General features: G+C 72.8%; 10 protein-coding genes. 4 read left to right on the top strand and 6 right to left on the bottom strand.

Going from position 1 to position 16,454, the window contains the following annotated elements; genetic code table 11:
- Nucleotides 1-7: 7 nt before the first annotated feature.
- Nucleotides 8-1,345, bottom strand: a complete 1,338-nt coding sequence (gene allB, locus ACSU6Z_RS24140) for an allantoinase AllB (RefSeq protein WP_437048659.1) — start codon at nucleotides 1,343-1,345, stop codon at nucleotides 8-10.
- A 340-nt stretch (nucleotides 1,346-1,685) separates the two neighbouring features.
- Here allB and ACSU6Z_RS24135 point away from each other — a divergent pair, with 340 nt between their 5' ends.
- Nucleotides 1,686-2,492, top strand: coding sequence for an IclR family transcriptional regulator (locus ACSU6Z_RS24135; protein ID WP_437048658.1), 807 nt, complete (start codon nucleotides 1,686-1,688; stop codon nucleotides 2,490-2,492).
- 154 nt (nucleotides 2,493-2,646) lie between these two features.
- Here the strand turns inward: ACSU6Z_RS24135 and ACSU6Z_RS24130 are convergent, their stop codons facing one another.
- Complete coding sequence (locus tag ACSU6Z_RS24130; protein WP_437050457.1) at nucleotides 2,647-2,934, bottom strand: DUF5955 family protein; 288 nt, start codon at nucleotides 2,932-2,934, stop codon at nucleotides 2,647-2,649.
- Nucleotides 2,935-3,183: 249 nt separating this feature from the next.
- Here ACSU6Z_RS24130 and ACSU6Z_RS24125 point away from each other — a divergent pair, with 249 nt between their 5' ends.
- Together ACSU6Z_RS24125 and aceB are read left to right on the top strand one after the other, a co-directional pair.
- Entirely contained in the window at nucleotides 3,184-3,783 is a 600-nt protein-coding gene (locus ACSU6Z_RS24125; protein WP_437048657.1) for a nucleotidyltransferase family protein, read from the top strand.
- 189 nt (nucleotides 3,784-3,972) lie between these two features.
- Complete coding sequence (gene aceB / locus ACSU6Z_RS24120) at nucleotides 3,973-5,598, top strand: malate synthase A (protein WP_437048656.1); 1,626 nt, start codon at nucleotides 3,973-3,975, stop codon at nucleotides 5,596-5,598.
- Between the two features lie 123 nt (nucleotides 5,599-5,721).
- Here aceB and ACSU6Z_RS24115 read toward each other — a convergent pair whose 3' ends face one another.
- On the bottom strand, nucleotides 5,722-6,006 hold the full coding sequence (locus ACSU6Z_RS24115) for a SelT/SelW/SelH family protein (RefSeq protein WP_437048655.1): 285 nt from the start codon (nucleotides 6,004-6,006) through the stop codon (nucleotides 5,722-5,724).
- Nucleotides 6,003-6,917, bottom strand: coding sequence for a HipA family kinase (locus ACSU6Z_RS24110; protein WP_437048654.1), 915 nt, complete (start codon nucleotides 6,915-6,917; stop codon nucleotides 6,003-6,005). The genes ACSU6Z_RS24115 and ACSU6Z_RS24110 overlap by 4 nt, the downstream gene beginning before the upstream one ends.
- Before the next feature lie 624 nt (nucleotides 6,918-7,541).
- On the opposite strand from ACSU6Z_RS24110, the gene ACSU6Z_RS24105 reads away from it, so the two are divergent.
- Nucleotides 7,542-8,777, top strand: coding sequence for a macrolide family glycosyltransferase (locus ACSU6Z_RS24105; RefSeq protein WP_437048652.1), 1,236 nt, complete (start codon nucleotides 7,542-7,544; stop codon nucleotides 8,775-8,777).
- Between the two features lie 71 nt (nucleotides 8,778-8,848).
- Here ACSU6Z_RS24105 and ACSU6Z_RS24100 read toward each other — a convergent pair whose 3' ends face one another.
- Both ACSU6Z_RS24100 and ACSU6Z_RS24095 read right to left on the bottom strand, forming a co-directional pair.
- A complete protein-coding gene (locus ACSU6Z_RS24100; RefSeq protein WP_437048650.1) occupies nucleotides 8,849-11,740 on the bottom strand; it encodes a helix-turn-helix transcriptional regulator in 2,892 nt (963 codons plus the stop codon).
- 639 nt (nucleotides 11,741-12,379) lie between these two features.
- On the bottom strand, nucleotides 12,380-16,453 hold the full coding sequence (locus tag ACSU6Z_RS24095; RefSeq protein WP_437048648.1) for a type I polyketide synthase: 4,074 nt from the start codon (nucleotides 16,451-16,453) through the stop codon (nucleotides 12,380-12,382).
- Nucleotide 16,454 lies beyond the last annotated feature (1 nt).

Raw genomic sequence — 16,454 nt, 5'->3', positions numbered from 1 at the left:
GGTGCGCTCAGGGCGTCCGGGACAGGAGGCGTCCCTTCGGCTCGGTGAAGTCGCCGTCCGCCACGATGCGCTGTCCGCGCAGCCAGGTGGACTTCACGACGCCGTGCAGGGTGCGGCCCGCGTAGGCGGTGACGCGGTTGCGGTGCTGGAGGCAGGCCGGGTCGACGGTGAAGGTCTCGTCCGGGGCGACGACGGCGAAGTCGGCGTCGCGGCCGGCCTCGATGGCGCCCTTGCGGTCCAGACCCACCAGTGCGGCGGTCGCCGTCGACATCCAGCGGACGACGTCCTCCAGGCGGTGGCCCCGCTTGCGGGCCGCGGTCCACACCGCCGCCAGGCTGAGCTGGAGGCCGGAGATGCCGCCCCAGGCGGTGGCGAAGTCGTTCGTCTTCAGGTCGGGCGTGGAGGGCGAGTGGTCGGTGACGACGCAGTCGATGGTGCCGTCGGCCAGCGCCTGCCACAGCAGGTCCTGGTTGGCGGCCTCGCGGATGGGCGGGCAGCACTTGAACTCGCTTGCCCCGTCCGGGACTTCCTCCGCCGTCAGGGTCAGGTAGTGGGGGCAGGTCTCCACGGTGACGCGGACGCCCTCGGCCCGGGCCCGGGTGATCAGCGGCAGCGCGTCGCCGGAGGACAGGTGGAGGATGTGCACGCGCGCGTCGAACCGCTTGGCCTGCGCGATCAGGTGGGCGATGGCCGTGTCCTCGGCGTCGCGCGGGCGGCTGGCGAGGAAGTGGGCGTACCGGGGGCCGCCCTTCTGCGGGGCGGCGGCGAGGTGGTGCGGGTCCTCGGCGTGCACGATGAGCAGGCCGCCGAAGGAGGCGATCTCCGCCATCGACCGGGCGAGCTGCTCCTGGTCCAGGTGCGGGAACTCGTCCACGCCCGACGGGGACAGGAACGCCTTGAAGCCGAAGACGCCGGCCTCGTGCAGCGGGCGCAGGTCCTCGACGTTGTCGGGCAGGGCGCCGCCCCAGAAACCGACGTCGATGTGGGCCTTGTCGGCGGCCACCTTCCGCTTGGTCCGCAGGTGGTCGACGGTGGTGGTCGGCGGGAGGGAGTTGAGGGGCATGTCGACCAGGGTCGTGATGCCGCCGGCCGCCGCGGCGCGCGTGGCGGTCCAGAAGCCCTCCCACTCGGTGCGGCCGGGGTCGTTGACGTGCACGTGGGTGTCGACCAGACCGGGCAGGACGACGTGGTCGCCGACGTCCTCCAGTCGGGCGCCGTCCGGCACGGGCGCCTCGTACGGCAGGACGGCCGTGATCGTGCCCCCGGTCACCTGGACCGAAGCGGCGCGCGTCCCCTCGGGAGTGATGACGCGCGTCGAGCGCAGCACCAGTTCAGCGTCGGTCACCCGAACCCCTCTCTTCGCCGCCGTTCGTCTGCCGGGCCCGTCACCGGCGGGCTGCCGGAGCCCCTCACGGGAAACGGGATCCACCGCCACACAACGGAATTTCAACGTTCTGTTGAAGGAGTCTTCACTCCCCCTTCGCCCCTCGTCAAGGGCACACTTTTCACGGGTGCGCCCGCAGGACCCCCGGAGTCCGCCCCGGGGCCCCTCCGGAAGCCGCCCTGGACGTTTCCACAAAGCGAAATTAGAATTTCGCCAAGCAGAACGTAGCTATCCACAAGCGGGGAGTCAACCGGCCGCCGGGTAGGCTTTTGCCCTCCGCCAGTCCCGAAAGGAACGCGCCGTGCCGACGTCCAGCGCCAGCACCACCGACACCGCCAAGTCCGCCGCCGGCGGTGGCGTTCAGTCCCTGGAGCGCGCCTTCGACCTGCTCGAACGGATGGCGGACGCGGGCGGGGAGGTCGGCCTGAGCGAACTGTCCGCGAGCAGCGGACTGCCCCTGCCCACCATCCACCGCCTGATGCGCACGCTCGTGGCCTGCGGGTACGTACGCCAGCAGCCCAACCGCCGGTACGCGCTCGGCCCGCGCCTGATCCGGCTCGGCGAGTCGGCCTCCCGGCTGCTGGGCACCTGGGCGCGTCCTTACCTCGCCCGCCTGGTGGAGGAGACCGGCGAGACGGCCAACATGGCACTGCTCGACGGGGACGAGGCCGTGTACGTCGCCCAGGTGCCGTCCAAGCACTCGATGCGCATGTTCACCGAGGTCGGCCGGCGCGTCCTGCCGCACTCCACCGGTGTCGGCAAGGCGCTGCTCGCCGGCTTCCCGCCGGAGGAGGTGCGGGCGCTGCTCGCCCGGACCGGCATGCCGGCCGCCACCGACAAGACGATCACCACGCCGGAGGGCTTCCTGGCGGCACTGGAGGACGTGCGGCGGCTGGGGTACGCGATCGACGACAACGAGCAGGAGATCGGCGTCCGCTGCCTGGCGGTCCCCGTGCCCGACTCCCCCACCGCGGCGGCCATCTCCATCTCCGGCCCGGCCGGCCGGGTCACGGAGGCGGCGACGGAGAAGATCGTGCCGGTGCTGCAGCAGGTGGCGGCGGAGTTGTCGGAGGCGCTCACCGCCTCGGGCGGCAACCCGACGGCCTGAGCCGGCCGGCCGCGGTACCGGCCGGTCGCCCACGCCCGCGGCTCACGTCCCGCCCCGCGGCCACCGCACCGCCGCCCCTGCCGCCACGCGGCGCCCGGCCCAGGACGGCCCCCGGCCGCCGGCCGGCCGGCCGGGGCGCGGCGGTCCCGCCGCCTCACCTGCGCGGCGGCTCCCCGAACAACTCCACGGCGCCGCGGACGTCCGTCAGTTCCCGCGACAGGGCGCTGACCGAACCGATCGCTCCGGCGATCAGCAGCAGGGAGCGGCGCAGCCGCGGCGCCTCGGGGACGCCGTGGGACGCCATCGCCGCGAGCGCGGCCAGTTCCTCCTCGGCGATGACCCGGTCGGGGAACTCCGTGGGAAGCACGGCGAGCCGGCGGCGCAACCGGAACACCGCGGTCCGCAGTGCCGTCACCCTCACGTCCTCGTCCGCGCCGGACACCGGCCCCCGCTTCGACTCCCGCTCCACGCTCCGCAACACGGCCCCTCCCCCTCGCACACCGTCGTGCGCCTCCACGTCGTTCCCACGCCGAGCACCCCAGGGCGCTGGGCGGGCGCCGGAGACGCGGGCCAGTAAACGCCACCCGGTGCGCGGCACGCCACCACGCGGACCGAAATTCGGCCTCCGGCAAGCCTGGCGTCCGCCGCCCGCACCCCGCCTGCCCGGCCGGCGGCCGGGTATGCAGGACCCATGACGGACAACGAAGACCGGGTCGCCGGACTGCTCCTCGCCGCCGGGGGCGGGCGGCGGCTCGGCGGACGCCCGAAGGCACTGCTCGAGCACCGGGGACGGCTCCTCGTCGAACACGCGGCCGACGCCTTGCGGGCGGCCGGCTGCATCCGCGTGCACGTGGTGCTGGGGGCGCGCGCCGACGCCGTACGCCGGAGCGCGTCACTCGGCGAGTGCGTCCTGGTGGACAACCCCGCGTGGGAGCGGGGCATGGGCACATCGCTGCGGGCCGGGCTCGCCTCGCTCGCCGGGACGGGGGCGCGGGCGGCACTGGTGTCGCTGGTGGACCAGCCCGGCATCGGGCCGGAGGCGCTGGCGCGGGTACGGGCCGCCTGCCGGGACGAGTCCTCGCTGGTCTCGGCCGCGTACGCGGGGGCGCGCGGGCATCCGGTCCTCCTCGGCGCGGCCCACTGGGACGGCATCGCCGCGACTGCGACCGGGGACCGGGGGGCACGCGCCTACCTGAAGGAGCACGAGGAGGCGGTGGCGCTCGTCGAGTGCGGGGACGTGGCCCGGCCCTACGACATCGACACCGAGGCCGACCTGGCCCACCTCGAGTGAAGGGGTGGCACCCGGCGCCGCCTTCCCTCGATTCGGAGAATCTCGACATCAACAAACCATTGAACTTCCACCATAAGGAAACTACTATCCACTTTTCAGAAGCGCCCGGCCGCTCCGCAGGGCACCTGCCGCCCTGTCCGGGCCCCTGACACCCCGTGCCACGAAGCTCGCTGAAGGAAGTGACAGCCCATGTCCGCACCAGCGCCGTCCCCGCTGGCCATCGTCGACGCCGAACCCCTGCCCCGGCAGGAGGAGGTCCTCACCGAGGCCGCGCTCGCCTTCGTGGCGGAGCTGCACCGGCGGTTCACGCCCCGGCGTGACGAGCTCCTCGCCCGCCGCGCGGAGCGCCGCGCCGAGATCGCCCGCACCTGCACGCTCGACTTCCTGCCCCAGACCGCCGCGATCCGCGAGGACGACTCCTGGAAGGTGGCCCCCGCCCCGGCAGCCCTTCAGGACCGTCGGGTCGAGATCACCGGTCCGACCGACCGCAAGATGACCATCAACGCCCTCAACTCGGGCGCGAAGGTCTGGCTCGCCGACTTCGAGGACGCCTCCGCCCCCACCTGGGAGAACGTCGTCCTCGGCCAGCTCAACCTGATCGACGCCTATACGCGGAGGATCGACTTCACGGACGAGCGGACCGGCAAGTCCTACGCCCTGCGCCCGGACGAGGAGCTGGCGACGGTCGTCATGCGCCCGCGCGGCTGGCACCTGAACGAGCGGCACCTGGTCGACGAGCGCGGCGTGCCGGTCCCCGGCGCCCTGGTCGACTTCGGCCTGTACTTCTTCCACAACGCCCGGCGCCTGCTCGACCTCGGCAAGGGCCCGTACTTCTACCTGCCGAAGACGGAGTCGCACCTGGAGGCCCGCCTCTGGAACGAGATCTTCGTCTTCGCGCAGGACCACGTCGGCATCCCGCAGGGCACCGTCCGCGCCACCGTCCTGATCGAGACGATCACGGCGGCGTACGAGATGGAGGAGATCCTCTACGAGCTGCGCGACCACGCCGCCGGCCTGAACGCGGGCCGCTGGGACTACCTCTTCTCCATCGTCAAGAACTTCCGCGACGGCGGCGCCAGGTTCGTCTTGCCGGACCGCAACGCGGTGACGATGACCGCCCCGTTCATGCGGGCCTACACCGAACTGCTCGTGCGCACCTGCCACAAGCGCGGCGCGCACGCGATCGGCGGCATGGCGGCGTTCATCCCCTCCCGCAAGGACCCCGAGGTCAACAAGGTCGCCTTCGAGAAGGTCCGCGCCGACAAGGACCGCGAGGCGAACGACGGTTTCGACGGCTCCTGGGTCGCCCACCCCGACCTGGTGCCGATCGCCATGGAGTCCTTCGACAAGGTCCTCGGCGACAAGCCGCACCAGAAGGACCGGCTGCGCGAGGACGTCGACGTCAAGGCCGAGGACCTCATCGCCATCGACTCGCTCGACGCCAAGCCCACCTACGAGGGCCTGGTCAACGCCGTCCAGGTCGGCATCCGCTACATCGAGGCGTGGCTGCGGGGCCTGGGCGCCGTCGCCATCTTCAACCTGATGGAGGACGCGGCCACCGCCGAGATCTCCCGCTCGCAGATCTGGCAGTGGATCAACGCCGGGGTCGTCCTCGACAACGGCGAGAAGGTCACCGCCGACCTGGTCCGCGAGGTCGCCGCCAGGGAGCTGGACGCCGTCCGCGCCGAGATCGGCGACGAGGCGTTCGCGGCCGGCCACTGGCAGGAGGCCCACGACCTGCTGCTGACGGTCTCCCTGGACGAGGACTACGCCGACTTCCTCACCCTGCCGGCGTACGAGCAGCTCAAGGGCTGACCCACCGCGCCGCGCCGCCCGCGCCCCCGGTGCCGCACGGCACCGGGGGCGCGGGCGTTGCGGACATCCGCATCCGGGCGCCCGGACGTCCAGCCGTCCAGGCGCCCGGAGCCGTCCAGGCGTTCAGGCGTCCGTGCGGTCCGTGTGACCGAGGGGCCTCTCCGGCGCCACCCGGTCCCGTACGGCCCTCTTCACGGCCGTCGGCTCGGGAAAGCCCTGTTCACGGCGGTCCCAGACCACCTCGCCGTTCACGCGCACGACGAACACCCCGCCCGTTCCCGGCTTGAGCGCCAGCTCCGTCAGTTCGGCCTCGAAGGTCGTCAGCAGCTCCTGTGCCAGCCAGGCCGCCCGCGGCAGCCAGCGGCACCGCGTGCAGTACTCGATCTCCACGCGCTGGATGTCCGTCATCCCAGGTGCACCGACCAATCCTGTTCAGCGGCGGGTTTGCCGTGCAGGTCGGGGACCCGCTTGAGCCAGTCCGGCCGTCCCCGCCGGGTCCGCGCCGCGCGGCGCGCCTCCTCGGCGGCGAGCTCCTCGCGGCTGGGGAAGTCCGTGGGCAGCCAGTCGCCGGAGGCCTTCACGCGCGCGGAGAGGTAGCCGACGTACGCGCCGCGCACCTCGTCCGGCGTCGCGAAGCCCGGCTCGCCCTCCAGCCAGGCGTCGGGCACCTCGGCGAGGACCTCCCGCAGCAGCGCGTCGGTCACCTTCGGCGCCAGTTCGGCGTCGGCGGCCCGCACGTCCGGCGCGCAGTGGCCGAGGGCGTGGTGGCGGAAGTCGTAGGACTTCCGGGGCTCGGAGGTGTCCCAGCGGTGGTGGAAGACGAGGGCCGCCCCGTGGTCGATCAGCCACAGGCGCGCCGGCGCGGTGCCGAAGGTGGGCCAGACCATGAGGTTGGAGCTGTGGACCGTGCGGTCGACGTTGACGGTGAGGGCGTCCAGCCAGACGATCCGGCCCGCCTCCAGGGAATCGACCGGGAACACCTCCGCCACCTCGGGCGTGAGGTCCCGCGCGCCCGGCAGGAAGTCCATGCCGAGGTTGAGACCCGCGCTGGCGTGCAGCAGCTCCCGTACCTCCTGGTGCGGCTCGTGCGCGCCGAGCGAGGGGTCGAAGTGCGCGAGGACCAGCTCGGGCACGCGCAGTCCGAGCGCCCGCGCCAGCTCCCCCACGATCACCTCGGCGACCAGTGCCTTGCGCCCCTGAGCGGAGCCCGTGAACTTGACGACGTACGTGCCCAGGTCGTCGGCCTCGACGACGCCGGGGACGGAGCCACCGGTGCGCAGGGGTTCGACGTAACGGGTCGCGGTGACATCTCTCAGCATTTTCACAGGCCACCCGCCTCTTCTTCCTCGCGGCCCACGGACGCCCCCGAGGGCGCCCGGTACGGCGCGGCCCGTCGCCAACCCGGGAGGGACCGGGGCATCCCGGCTGACACGCGGCCCCCTGCCCCACAGCGGCCCGTCAAGGGCCGTTACGCCCCCGGCCTCCGCCCTCCGGCATGAAGTGACCATAGTAACCGAGGGTTATCGCCGCAGGGGGTGTCCGGCAGGCCGGATCCGTTCCCCGACGGAGCGCTCCTCCCGGCCGGCCCGCCCCCTACGGGTGCCTCGCGATGCATTCGGCCGACGCGCCGACCGGACGGTCGTCCCGCGAATCGGGACGACACCACCCCTTGAAGTTCGGTAAACGTTTCCGCCGGGACTCGGCCGAATATGCCGTGGAAAGTGGCGAGAATTTGCCAATACGCACCCCTTAGGGGGGTGAGGGACTATGTCTCTCCGTGATTCTTCGATTACAGTGAAAGCATTCGGTTGCGGGAACCCAAATGTTCGCGCACCGCCCGGTACGAGACAAGCTCCGGCGCTCGAAAACAGGATGCGATCCGATGTCGCGTGAGCCGACGATCATCCGCGCTGCGGTGGCCATGAGAAAGGGAGGACATCGTCATGTCTGACGAATTCCTCGCACCGCGCTACAGCATCGTCATCCTGAATTCCCCGGCCGAGCCGCGGACCCGCTCGACGCTGCCGATAGCCCAGGAACTACGCCGGCGCGGGCACCGGATCACCTACGTGACCACCCGGGATTTCGCCCCGCGCGCCACCGCCACCGGGGTCGACGTCCTCGTGCACGAGTCCTGCCCCACCCGCGGCCCGGACGCGGACCCCTGGGCGTGCGGCGGCACGGCCGACCCCGTCTCGGTCGCGGACACCCTCGACTGCGCCGAGGACATCCACTCCGCACTCGCCGACGACCTGCCCGACCTGGTGCTCTACGACGCGTCGGCGCGGATCACCGCACGCCTCCTGACGTGCCGCTGGAACCGGCCCGCCGTGCAGATCCTCCCCTCGTTCGCCCACGGCGACATGGCCGACGGCGGCGAAGCGCCCCGGGCGGCGCCGGACGCCGACAACACCGCCTGCGTCAGAACCCTGCCCGCCCGCATCCGGGAGCGGCTTCTCCGGTTCCTCTCGCCGGCGGGAAGGGCCGGCATATCGCCGAGCGACTTCTACACGAAGCCCGAACCCCTGTCGATAGCGCTGCTACCCCCGGAGTTCCAGGCCGACAGCGACCTCTTCGACGGTCATGTGGCTTTCGTCGGACCCTGCATACCCGAGCGCACGATGGCCGAACGGTGGGTGCCGCCGACCACGGACCGGCCCATCGTATTCCTCACCCTCGACCATACATTCACAAGTGATCCCCAAAATTTTCTCCACGCCTGCGCCGCCGCCTTCGCCGAGAAACCGTTCCATCTGGTGATCGCGGCGGACGGTGATCCGGAGACTCTGCTCCCGCCCGGCGAGCAGCCCCCCGCCGTCGAGATCCACGAGAACGTGCCACAGGCCGTGGTGCTGCGCCGGGCGGCCGCGGTCGTCTGCCACGCGGACCTGAACAGCGTCATAGAGTCGCTGTACTTCAGCACCCCGGTCGTCGTCGTGCCGACGTCGCGCCGGCAGCGCGCGGTGGCCGACCGGGTCACCGAACTCGGCCTCGGCGTCCAGGTGGCCCCCGAGGACGCCGACTCCGCCGCCCTCGCCGACGCCGTCACCGCCGTCGTGGAGGACCCCGGCATCAACCGCTCCGTCCGGGAGTTCCAACGGCAGGTGCGCCGCGCGGGGGGAGCGCGGCGCGCCGCCGACGAGATCGAGCGCTACCTGGAGTGGAGCTATGAGCCATAGGCCGTACCCGGGCCCGACGGGACCGCGGCGGTGACTCCCGGCCGACGGCCGGGAGCCGGGGCCTTATGGGATCAGGCCGATTCGGCGTCGTCCGTCGAGACGATGTTGAGTCGCCCCGCCAGGTCCGCCCGCCGGCTGACGCTCAGCTTCCGGTAGACGCGCGTCAGATGCTGCTCCACGGTGCTGGTCGTGATGTACAGTTTGCGGCCGATCGCCCGGTTGGTGGAGCCCAGTGCGGCGAGCTCCGCGACCCGCCGCTCCGCTTCCGTCAGCAGTTCGGCGCCGTCCGGTCTGCCCTCCGCTTCTCCGGTCGCCGCCTCGGGCAGCGGCGGGCGTGCGGGCTCCGGCACCGGCGAGGGCGACTCCCACTCCGTGGCGGCTGAGCACGACCGCAGCATCTCCGCCGCGTCGCCCGCCAGCGTCCCGGCCCGGTCGGCATCGCCCGACTGCCGGTGGGCGTCGCCGAGATCGGACAGTGCGCGGGCCAGCTCGTACCGGCTGATGTCCGGGTGGAGCAGCCGGACCGCCTGGTGCAGCAGCGCCGGACGCTCCTTCGGGTCCGACGCCGCGGCCAGCACGCGCAGCGAGGCGCCCCTGGTGCTCGGCAGATGCGTGCCGGTGCGGCTCAGCTGGTCCTCGATGAGGGACCGCGCCCTCCTGCGCTGCCCGAGGGCCAGCGCCGCTTCCGCCGCCCCGCCGCGCCAGGGCACGAACGACGGCAGGTCGAGGCCCCAGGCATCCATCAGCCGACCGCAGCTCTCGAAATCGGCCAGCGCGGCGGCGGGCCTGTCCCGCGACAGGTGGAACTGCCCGCGCGCGTAGAGGTAGGGCAACCCGTACCGGCCCTCGAAGAGCGTGTCCGGCACCGGCAACCGTACGTACTCCACCGCCTGTTCGTGCCGTCCCATGCAGGTGTTGGCCTGGATCAGGATCGCCAGCGTGCCGCCGAGCGCCACACCCCAGCCGGTGGGGGGGAGCTGTCCCAGCGCGGCCTCCCCGTACCGGACGGCCGCCGCCATGTCCCCCTGCCGGAGCGCCGCCTCCGCGCGGACCGCCGCGAACAGGGCCTGCCAGGACGTCGAACCGTGCGCCGCCGCGACCTTCAGCAGCTCCTCCGACCAGGCCGCCGCCTTGTCGGGGCGGTCCGCGTAGAGCAGTGTGAGCAGCGCCGCGTGGAGCTGGACGAGGGTGTCGTCCCCCAGGCTGACGCTGTGCAGGACGCCCTCCGCGGTGGTCACCGTGCCGTCCTCGGCGCCCTGGTCGAGCAGCCGGGCCAGTTCGGTGATCGCCTTGCGGCCCAGCGAGCGCACCGACTGGACCACGGCCCCCGGGCCCGTGGCCGTCGCCCCGTCCACCGGCCGGCCGTCCGCGGCCCCCGCAGTTCCCCCCGCCCCCGGGGCACCCGCGGTCACGGCGGTCAGCGAGGGGTGCGTGTACGCGACCCAGCAGGTGAAGGCCGACAGCTCCTCCGAGGGGGCCTCGCGGTCCTGCGCCTCGTTCTCCTCCCACAGCGCCAGTGACTCGCGCGCCTCGGCGTACCGGCCGTGCCACAGCAGGTTGCGGACCAGCAGGCAGGAGTCCTGCCCCGACAGGTGACCGCGGCGCAGCGCGTCCTTGAGCCAGGTGGTGTGGCGCATCGCGCGCAGGGGCGACTTCCGCCAGTCGACGCGCATACGGTCCGCGATGAGCTCGGCGAGCTGGCGGCTGTTCGTGCCGTACGTCAGCGCGAGCCTGAGGTACTCGCCCGCCGTCTCCGTGCGGCCCGCGGCCAGTCCGGCGCGGGCCGCGTCCCTCAACACGCCGATCATCCAGCTCTCGGGTGCCCTGCCCGCCGCAAGAAGCTGATCGGCGACCGGGCCGGGCGGCGTGCCCTCGTTCTGGAGCACGGTCGCGACCCGCAGGTGCAGCTCCTGCCGCCGGTCCGGGGGCACCTGTTCCAGGATGGCCGCACGCGCCGTGGGGTGGCGGAACCTGCCGGAGTGCAGGAGGCCGGTGGCGGTGAGCGTGGCGACCGCGTGCTCGACGGTGGCGGTGTTCCGGCCGAGGATGTGGGCGATGGACGCCGGGGGCATGACCTCACCCGCCGCGGCCACGGTGCGCGCGACGTCCAGCACCGCGGGACTGGCCAGGAACAGGCATCCCATGAGCGCGTTGCGGAACGCCTCGTCGGGGATGGCCGGTTCGTTCCGGTGGTCGCCGGCGGCCGTGCGGTGGGCCGCCTCGTAGTCGTCGAGCAGCGCGGACAGGAAGAGCGGGCTGCCACCCGACGCCTCGTGGTAGGAGTCGGTCAGCTCGGTCGCCTTGGCCGGGCCGAATCTCGCCTCGATCACGGCGCGGGTGCTGGCCCGGGAGAGCATCCGCAGGCGGATCTTGCGGCAGTTTGGCTGCCGGAACAGCTCCGCGTGGAACACCGGGTGCGGCGAGCGGATCGTGGACTCCTCCGCGAGCAGCAACAGCGTCCGCGACGCCTTCGTCCTGCGCTGCAGGAACAGCAGCATCTGCAAGGACGGGCCGTCCGCGAACTGCAGGTCGTCGATGCTCATGACGACAGGCCCCCGCCTGCCGAGCTCCAGCAGGACCGACCGCAGCCCGTGAGCCACCGTGATGCTCGGCTGGCCCGCCAGGATGGGATCGCGGCCCCGGCTGGCGGACACCTCCTCCATCAGCAGTTCGCCGACCCGGTCCCGCAACTCCAGCGGCAGTTCCTCGCTCCTGAACAGCTGGTCCATCACACCGAGCGGGACCTCCTGCTCCGCCGGAGAGGCAGCCGCGGTCAGTACGGTCGCGCCGGCCGCCTCCGCTTGTTTACAGAAAGTCTGGATTAACTGCGTCTTCCCACTGCCCCTCGGTCCGCTGACGAGAGCGATACCACCGCGCCCTCCCGCGGAGTCGCCGAGCAAAGCGGTGAGCGTGAACAGTTCACGCTCGCGGTCGACAAGCTGCGTCGTTGGCCGTGTTTCCATACCATCCCCCGTACACGTCCATTCCCCTCGGGTCAGGCAAAGATAGCAAACGCATTCGAATGCCCGAAGGTTCCCGATCATGGCCGGGAATGGGATTCCGGCAGCGATCGACGTCCCGAAGCGGGAGTCTTCGTTGCCCCGGCGTGGCGGGAATGGCTGAAACAGCGCCCCGGTCGACGGAGTCGAAGCCGGTTTTCGGTCGGATGGCAGACCGATTTTTCCGGGCAAATCCGCGAGGGCGGAGGCGGAACGCGTCCGCGGCCCGCCGGGGCAGGTGGCGCGCAGGAAGAGCCGGCAGCCCACGGAATGCACTGGTCACCCGAGCTCTGACACCTTCCGGAGATTGCCGGACCGGGGCGTCTGGGACGCGGACGCGCCCCGCGACGACGTACGGGCTCGTGTGGCCGGGAAGATCGGCCTGGACGTCGGGTTGACGCCCAGTCACCCGAGCGGTCGGCGGAGTTCGCGCCCCCGCCCGGTCACGCGGTCGCCGTTCCCGGGACGTGGCGGCCGCGGGCCCGGCCGGGGCCCGGCGGGTCGACGAGTCCCGAACCAGGCCCCGGAGGGTTTTCCCGCGAAGGCTCCGCGATCATGTGCCACCGCCGGCGGCTGGTCCGCCCCACCGCACAGGACGCGGCGTCAGGACAGACCGTTCCCCTGGAGGGACCGCAGCCACTCCTCGACAAGCCCGGCGGTGGCCCGGGCCGCCCCCTCCAGCAGGGTGAAATGATTACCCCGAACCTCGCGCAGGGTGTGCGGGGCCGGCCAGGAGGAGCGCCAACTGCCGTCGTCCCCGCCGATGGCGGCCGCGGATCCACCGGCTCCCTCCACCTCGTCGACGAACGACTCCGTCGGCCGTACGAACAGGACGGGCGCCTCGATCTCCCCGGGGGCGCACTGCCGCATGAGGGTGCCGTAACGGCCCATCGCCGAGAGCCGGGCGGTGGAGAACCCCCCGAAGTGGTCCTCGCGCGCCATCATTCCGGCCAGCATGCGGGCCCACAGCCCGTCGGCGGCGTCGGTGGCACCGGTGGCCCGCTCGTCGTCGCCGTCGAGGGGGAGGTAGGTGTCGAGCAGCACGACCCCCGCGGGTGGCACACCGTCGCCTTCCATTCGGCCGGCGGTGGCGTGCGCGAACTGACCGCCGGAGGAGTAGCCGACCAGGACGAAGGGCGTGTCGCCCGCCAACTCCCGCACGCTCCTCGCGAAGTGGTCGACGGCCGCGTCCACCGACGCGGGCAGCGGTTCACCGTCCACGAAACCGGGCGGGGGGACGACATGCACGTCGCGCACGTCCCGGAAGCCCGCTGCGAACCGCGCGTACTGCTGGGCCCCGGCGAGCGCCATCGGAGACGGGAAGCAGATGAGCACGGGGCCCTCAGGGCCTTTGGCCAGCCGCACCGGCGGGCTGACGACACCGGTCCCGGCGGCCGTCGTGAAGGCGGGGCGCAGCTCCGCCACGGCACCCAGCAGAGCCATGCCCTCGGTCATCCTGCCGTCGCGGGCCGCGGCTCGGAACAGCCCGCCGACGGTCTCCGGCCCTCCGGCCGGGGCGGCGGCCGGCGCGGTGGTCCCCCCGGGCGCGTCCGGCGGTGGTGCGGAGCGCAGCTCGGTGGCGAGGTGCGCGGCGAGGCGGGCCGGTGTGCCGAGGTCGAAGACCGCGGCGGCGGCGATCTCCAGGCCGGTGACCCGCCGGAGGTTCCTGCGCAGCTCCATCGCGGACAGCGAGTCGACGCCCACTTCGAGGAAGCCCCGTTCCGGGGCGAGGACTTCCGCCGAGTCATGGCCGAGGACCGCGGCCACGTGCTCCATGACGACCTCGGTCAGCAGCTTCTCCCGCTCGGGTTCGGGGAGCGCGTCCAGCCGGGCACGGAGCCCGTCGGCCGCGGAATCGTCGGCGGTCTCGCCGACGGCCGCCGATTCGGGCACGTCCGGCACGGCCCCGCCGAAGAGCGCGGGCGAGGCGGTCCAGTAGCGGCGGTGCTGGAAGACATAGGTGGGCAGGTCCACCGCACGTGCGCCGCTGTCCCCGTAGAGCGCCTGCCAGTCCACCCCGGCGCCGGCGGCGTGCAGCAGCCCCACTCCGGTGAGGAGGGTGGCGGCCTCGGCGCGGTTCTTGCGCATCAGGGGAACCACGGTGGCGCGCTCGGCGTCCTCGGGGCTCAGGCTCGGCTGGACGAGGCCGGAAAGCACCGCGTCCGGACCGATCTCCACGAAGCGAGTGGCGCCTCGCGCCCCGACGGACCGTACCGCGTCGCTGAAGCGGACGGTGTCGCGGACGTGGCCGACCCAGTACTCGGGGGTGACGGGGTCGGTGCTCTGTCCGGTGACGGTGGAGACGAAGGGGAGGGCGGGCTGGTGGAAGGCGAGGCCGCGTACCACGTTCTCGAACTGGGTGAGCATCGGTTCCATCAGCGGGGAGTGGAAGGCGTGGGAGACCTTCAGCCGGGAGGTCTTGCCGCCCTTGGCCCGTACCGCTGCCACGACCGCTTCCACCCGGGCCGCGGCACCGGAGACGACCACGGAGGCGGGGCCGTTGACGGCGGCGACGGCGGCGTCGTCCGCCCCGGCCAGCAGGGCGCGCACCTCCTCCTCGCCGGCCTGCACCGCGGCCATCGTCCCGCCCGGGGGCAGGGCCTGCATCAGCCGGCCGCGCGCCGCGACCAAAGCGCAGGCGTCGGCCAGGGAGAACACGCCCGCCACGTGCGCGGCGCCGATCTCGCCGATGGAGTGGCCCATGACGACGTCGGGACGCACCCCCCAGGACTCCACCAGCCGGAACAGGGCCACCTCCAGGGCGAACAGCGCCGGCTGGGCGTACTCGGTACGCTCCAGCAACGCCGCCTCCCGCGACCCCTCCACCGCGAACAACACCTCCCTGAGCGGACGCGGAAGCAGCGGATCCAGATGGACGCACACCTCGTCCAGGGCGTCGGCGAACACCGGGAACACCTCCGCCAGCCCGGCGCCCATGCCGACACGCTGAGCCCCCTGACCGGTGAACAGGAAGGCGGTCTTGCCGCTGGTGTGGGCGGTGGCACGGGCGAGGTTCGGCGCGGGTGCGTCGTCGATGAGCGCGGTGAGGGCGGTGGTGAGTTCGGCGGCGTCGGCGGCGGTGACGACGGCGCGGTGGTCGAGATGGGTACGGGTGGTGGCGAGGGAGTAGCCGAGGTCGGCGAGGGAGAAGGCCCCGGGGCCCTCGATACGGGCGCGCAGGGCCGCGGCCTGGTCGCGCAGGGCCTGGGCGGTGGCGCCGGACATCGGCCAGAGCACCGGTGTGCGGGTGCCCTCCCGCGCGGGGCCGTCCTCCCGGGCCTCCCCGGCGTCCGGCGCCTGCTCGATGATGACGTGGGCGTTGGTGCCGCTGATCCCGAAGGAGGACACCCCCGCGCGCCTGGGCCGCTCGCTCCGCCACGGCCTGGCCTCGGTCAGCAGCTCCACCCGCCCCGCCGACCAGTCGACCTTCTTCGAGGGCTCGTCCACGTGCAGGGTCTTGGGAAGCACCCCGTGCCGCATCGCCATGACCATTTTGATCACTCCGGCGACACCGGCGGCGGCCTGGGTGTGTCCGATGTTGGACTTGATGGAGCCGAGCCACAGGGGGCGGTCCGCGGGCCGGTCCCGGCCGTAGGTGGCGATGAGGGCCTGCGCCTCGATCGGGTCGCCCAGAACCGTGCCGGTGCCGTGCGCCTCCACCACGTCCACCTGGTCGGCCGAGAGCCGGGCGTTCGCCAGCGCGGCACGGATGACGCGCTGCTGGGCGGGCCCGTTGGGCGCCGTGAGGCCGTTGCTCGCGCCGTCCTGGTTGACGGCCGAGCCACGCACCAGGGCGAGCACCCGGTGGCCGTTGCGCCGGGCGTCGGAGAGCCGCTCCAGGGCCAGCACGCCGACGCCCTCGGAGAAGCCGGTGCCGTCCGCGGCCTCGGTGAAGGACTTGCACCGGCCGTCGGCGGCGAGCCCGCGCTGCCGGCTGAAGTCGACGAACGTCCCCGGCGTGGCCATCACCGTGACACCCGCGGCGAGCGCGAGCTCGCACTCGCCGCTCCGCAGCGCCTGAGCCGCCAGGTGCAGCGCCACCAGCGACGACGAGCAGGCCGTGTCCACCGTCACCGCCGGGCCCTCGAAGCCGAAGGTGTAGGAGACCCGGCCGGGGACGACGCTGCCGCTGCCGTAGCTGTTGATGTAGTCGTGGTACATCACCCCGGTGAAGACGCCGGTGCGGCTGCCCCGCAGTGTGCCCGGCACCAGTCGGGCGTGCTCCAGCGCCTCCCAGGCGACCTCCAGCAGAAGCCGCTGCTGGGGGTCGATCGCGCGGGCCTCGCGCGGCGCCACGCCAAAGAAGGCGGGGTCGAAGTCCCCGGCGTCGTGGAGGAACCCGCCGTGCCGGGAGTACGTGGTGCCGTCGTGCTCCGGATCGGGGTCGTAGAGGGCGTCGAGGTCCCAGCCGCGGTCGGCGGGGAACTCGGTGATGGCGTCGGCCCCTTCGGAGACCAGCCGCCACAGGTCCTCGGGGGAGCGGACCCCACCGGGGTAGCGGCACGCCATCCCGACGATGGCGAGGGGTTCCCGCGCGGCGGCGGTCAGCTTGCGGTTCTGCTCGCGCAGCCGCTCGGTCTCCTTGATCGATGCCCGCAGCGCGTCGACGAGTTTCGCGCCGGAGCCATCGGACCCGGGAGGCTGAGCCGCCCGGCCCGGACGAGTGGTCTCTGTCATG

The organism is Streptomyces sp. enrichment culture (genome assembly GCF_964273145.1).
GTDB lineage: Bacteria > Actinomycetota > Actinomycetes > Streptomycetales > Streptomycetaceae > Streptomyces.
Note: the sequence above shows the minus strand (reverse complement) of the source record. Positions and strands in the feature narration are given on the sequence as shown.

Coding starts and splice junctions, on each gene's coding strand:
- ACSU6Z_RS24100 (WP_437048650.1), bottom strand. CDS start 11,740: ATGGAAACACGGCCAACGACGCAGCTTGTCGACCGCGAGCGTGAACTG.
- ACSU6Z_RS24105 (WP_437048652.1), top strand. CDS start 7,542: ATGTCTGACGAATTCCTCGCACCGCGCTACAGCATCGTCATCCTGAAT.
- ACSU6Z_RS24095 (WP_437048648.1), bottom strand. CDS start 16,453: ATGACAGAGACCACTCGTCCGGGCCGGGCGGCTCAGCCTCCCGGGTCC.
- ACSU6Z_RS24110 (WP_437048654.1), bottom strand. CDS start 6,917: ATGCTGAGAGATGTCACCGCGACCCGTTACGTCGAACCCCTGCGCACC.
- ACSU6Z_RS24125 (WP_437048657.1), top strand. CDS start 3,184: ATGACGGACAACGAAGACCGGGTCGCCGGACTGCTCCTCGCCGCCGGG.
- ACSU6Z_RS24115 (WP_437048655.1), bottom strand. CDS start 6,006: ATGACGGACATCCAGCGCGTGGAGATCGAGTACTGCACGCGGTGCCGC.
- aceB (WP_437048656.1), top strand. CDS start 3,973: ATGTCCGCACCAGCGCCGTCCCCGCTGGCCATCGTCGACGCCGAACCC.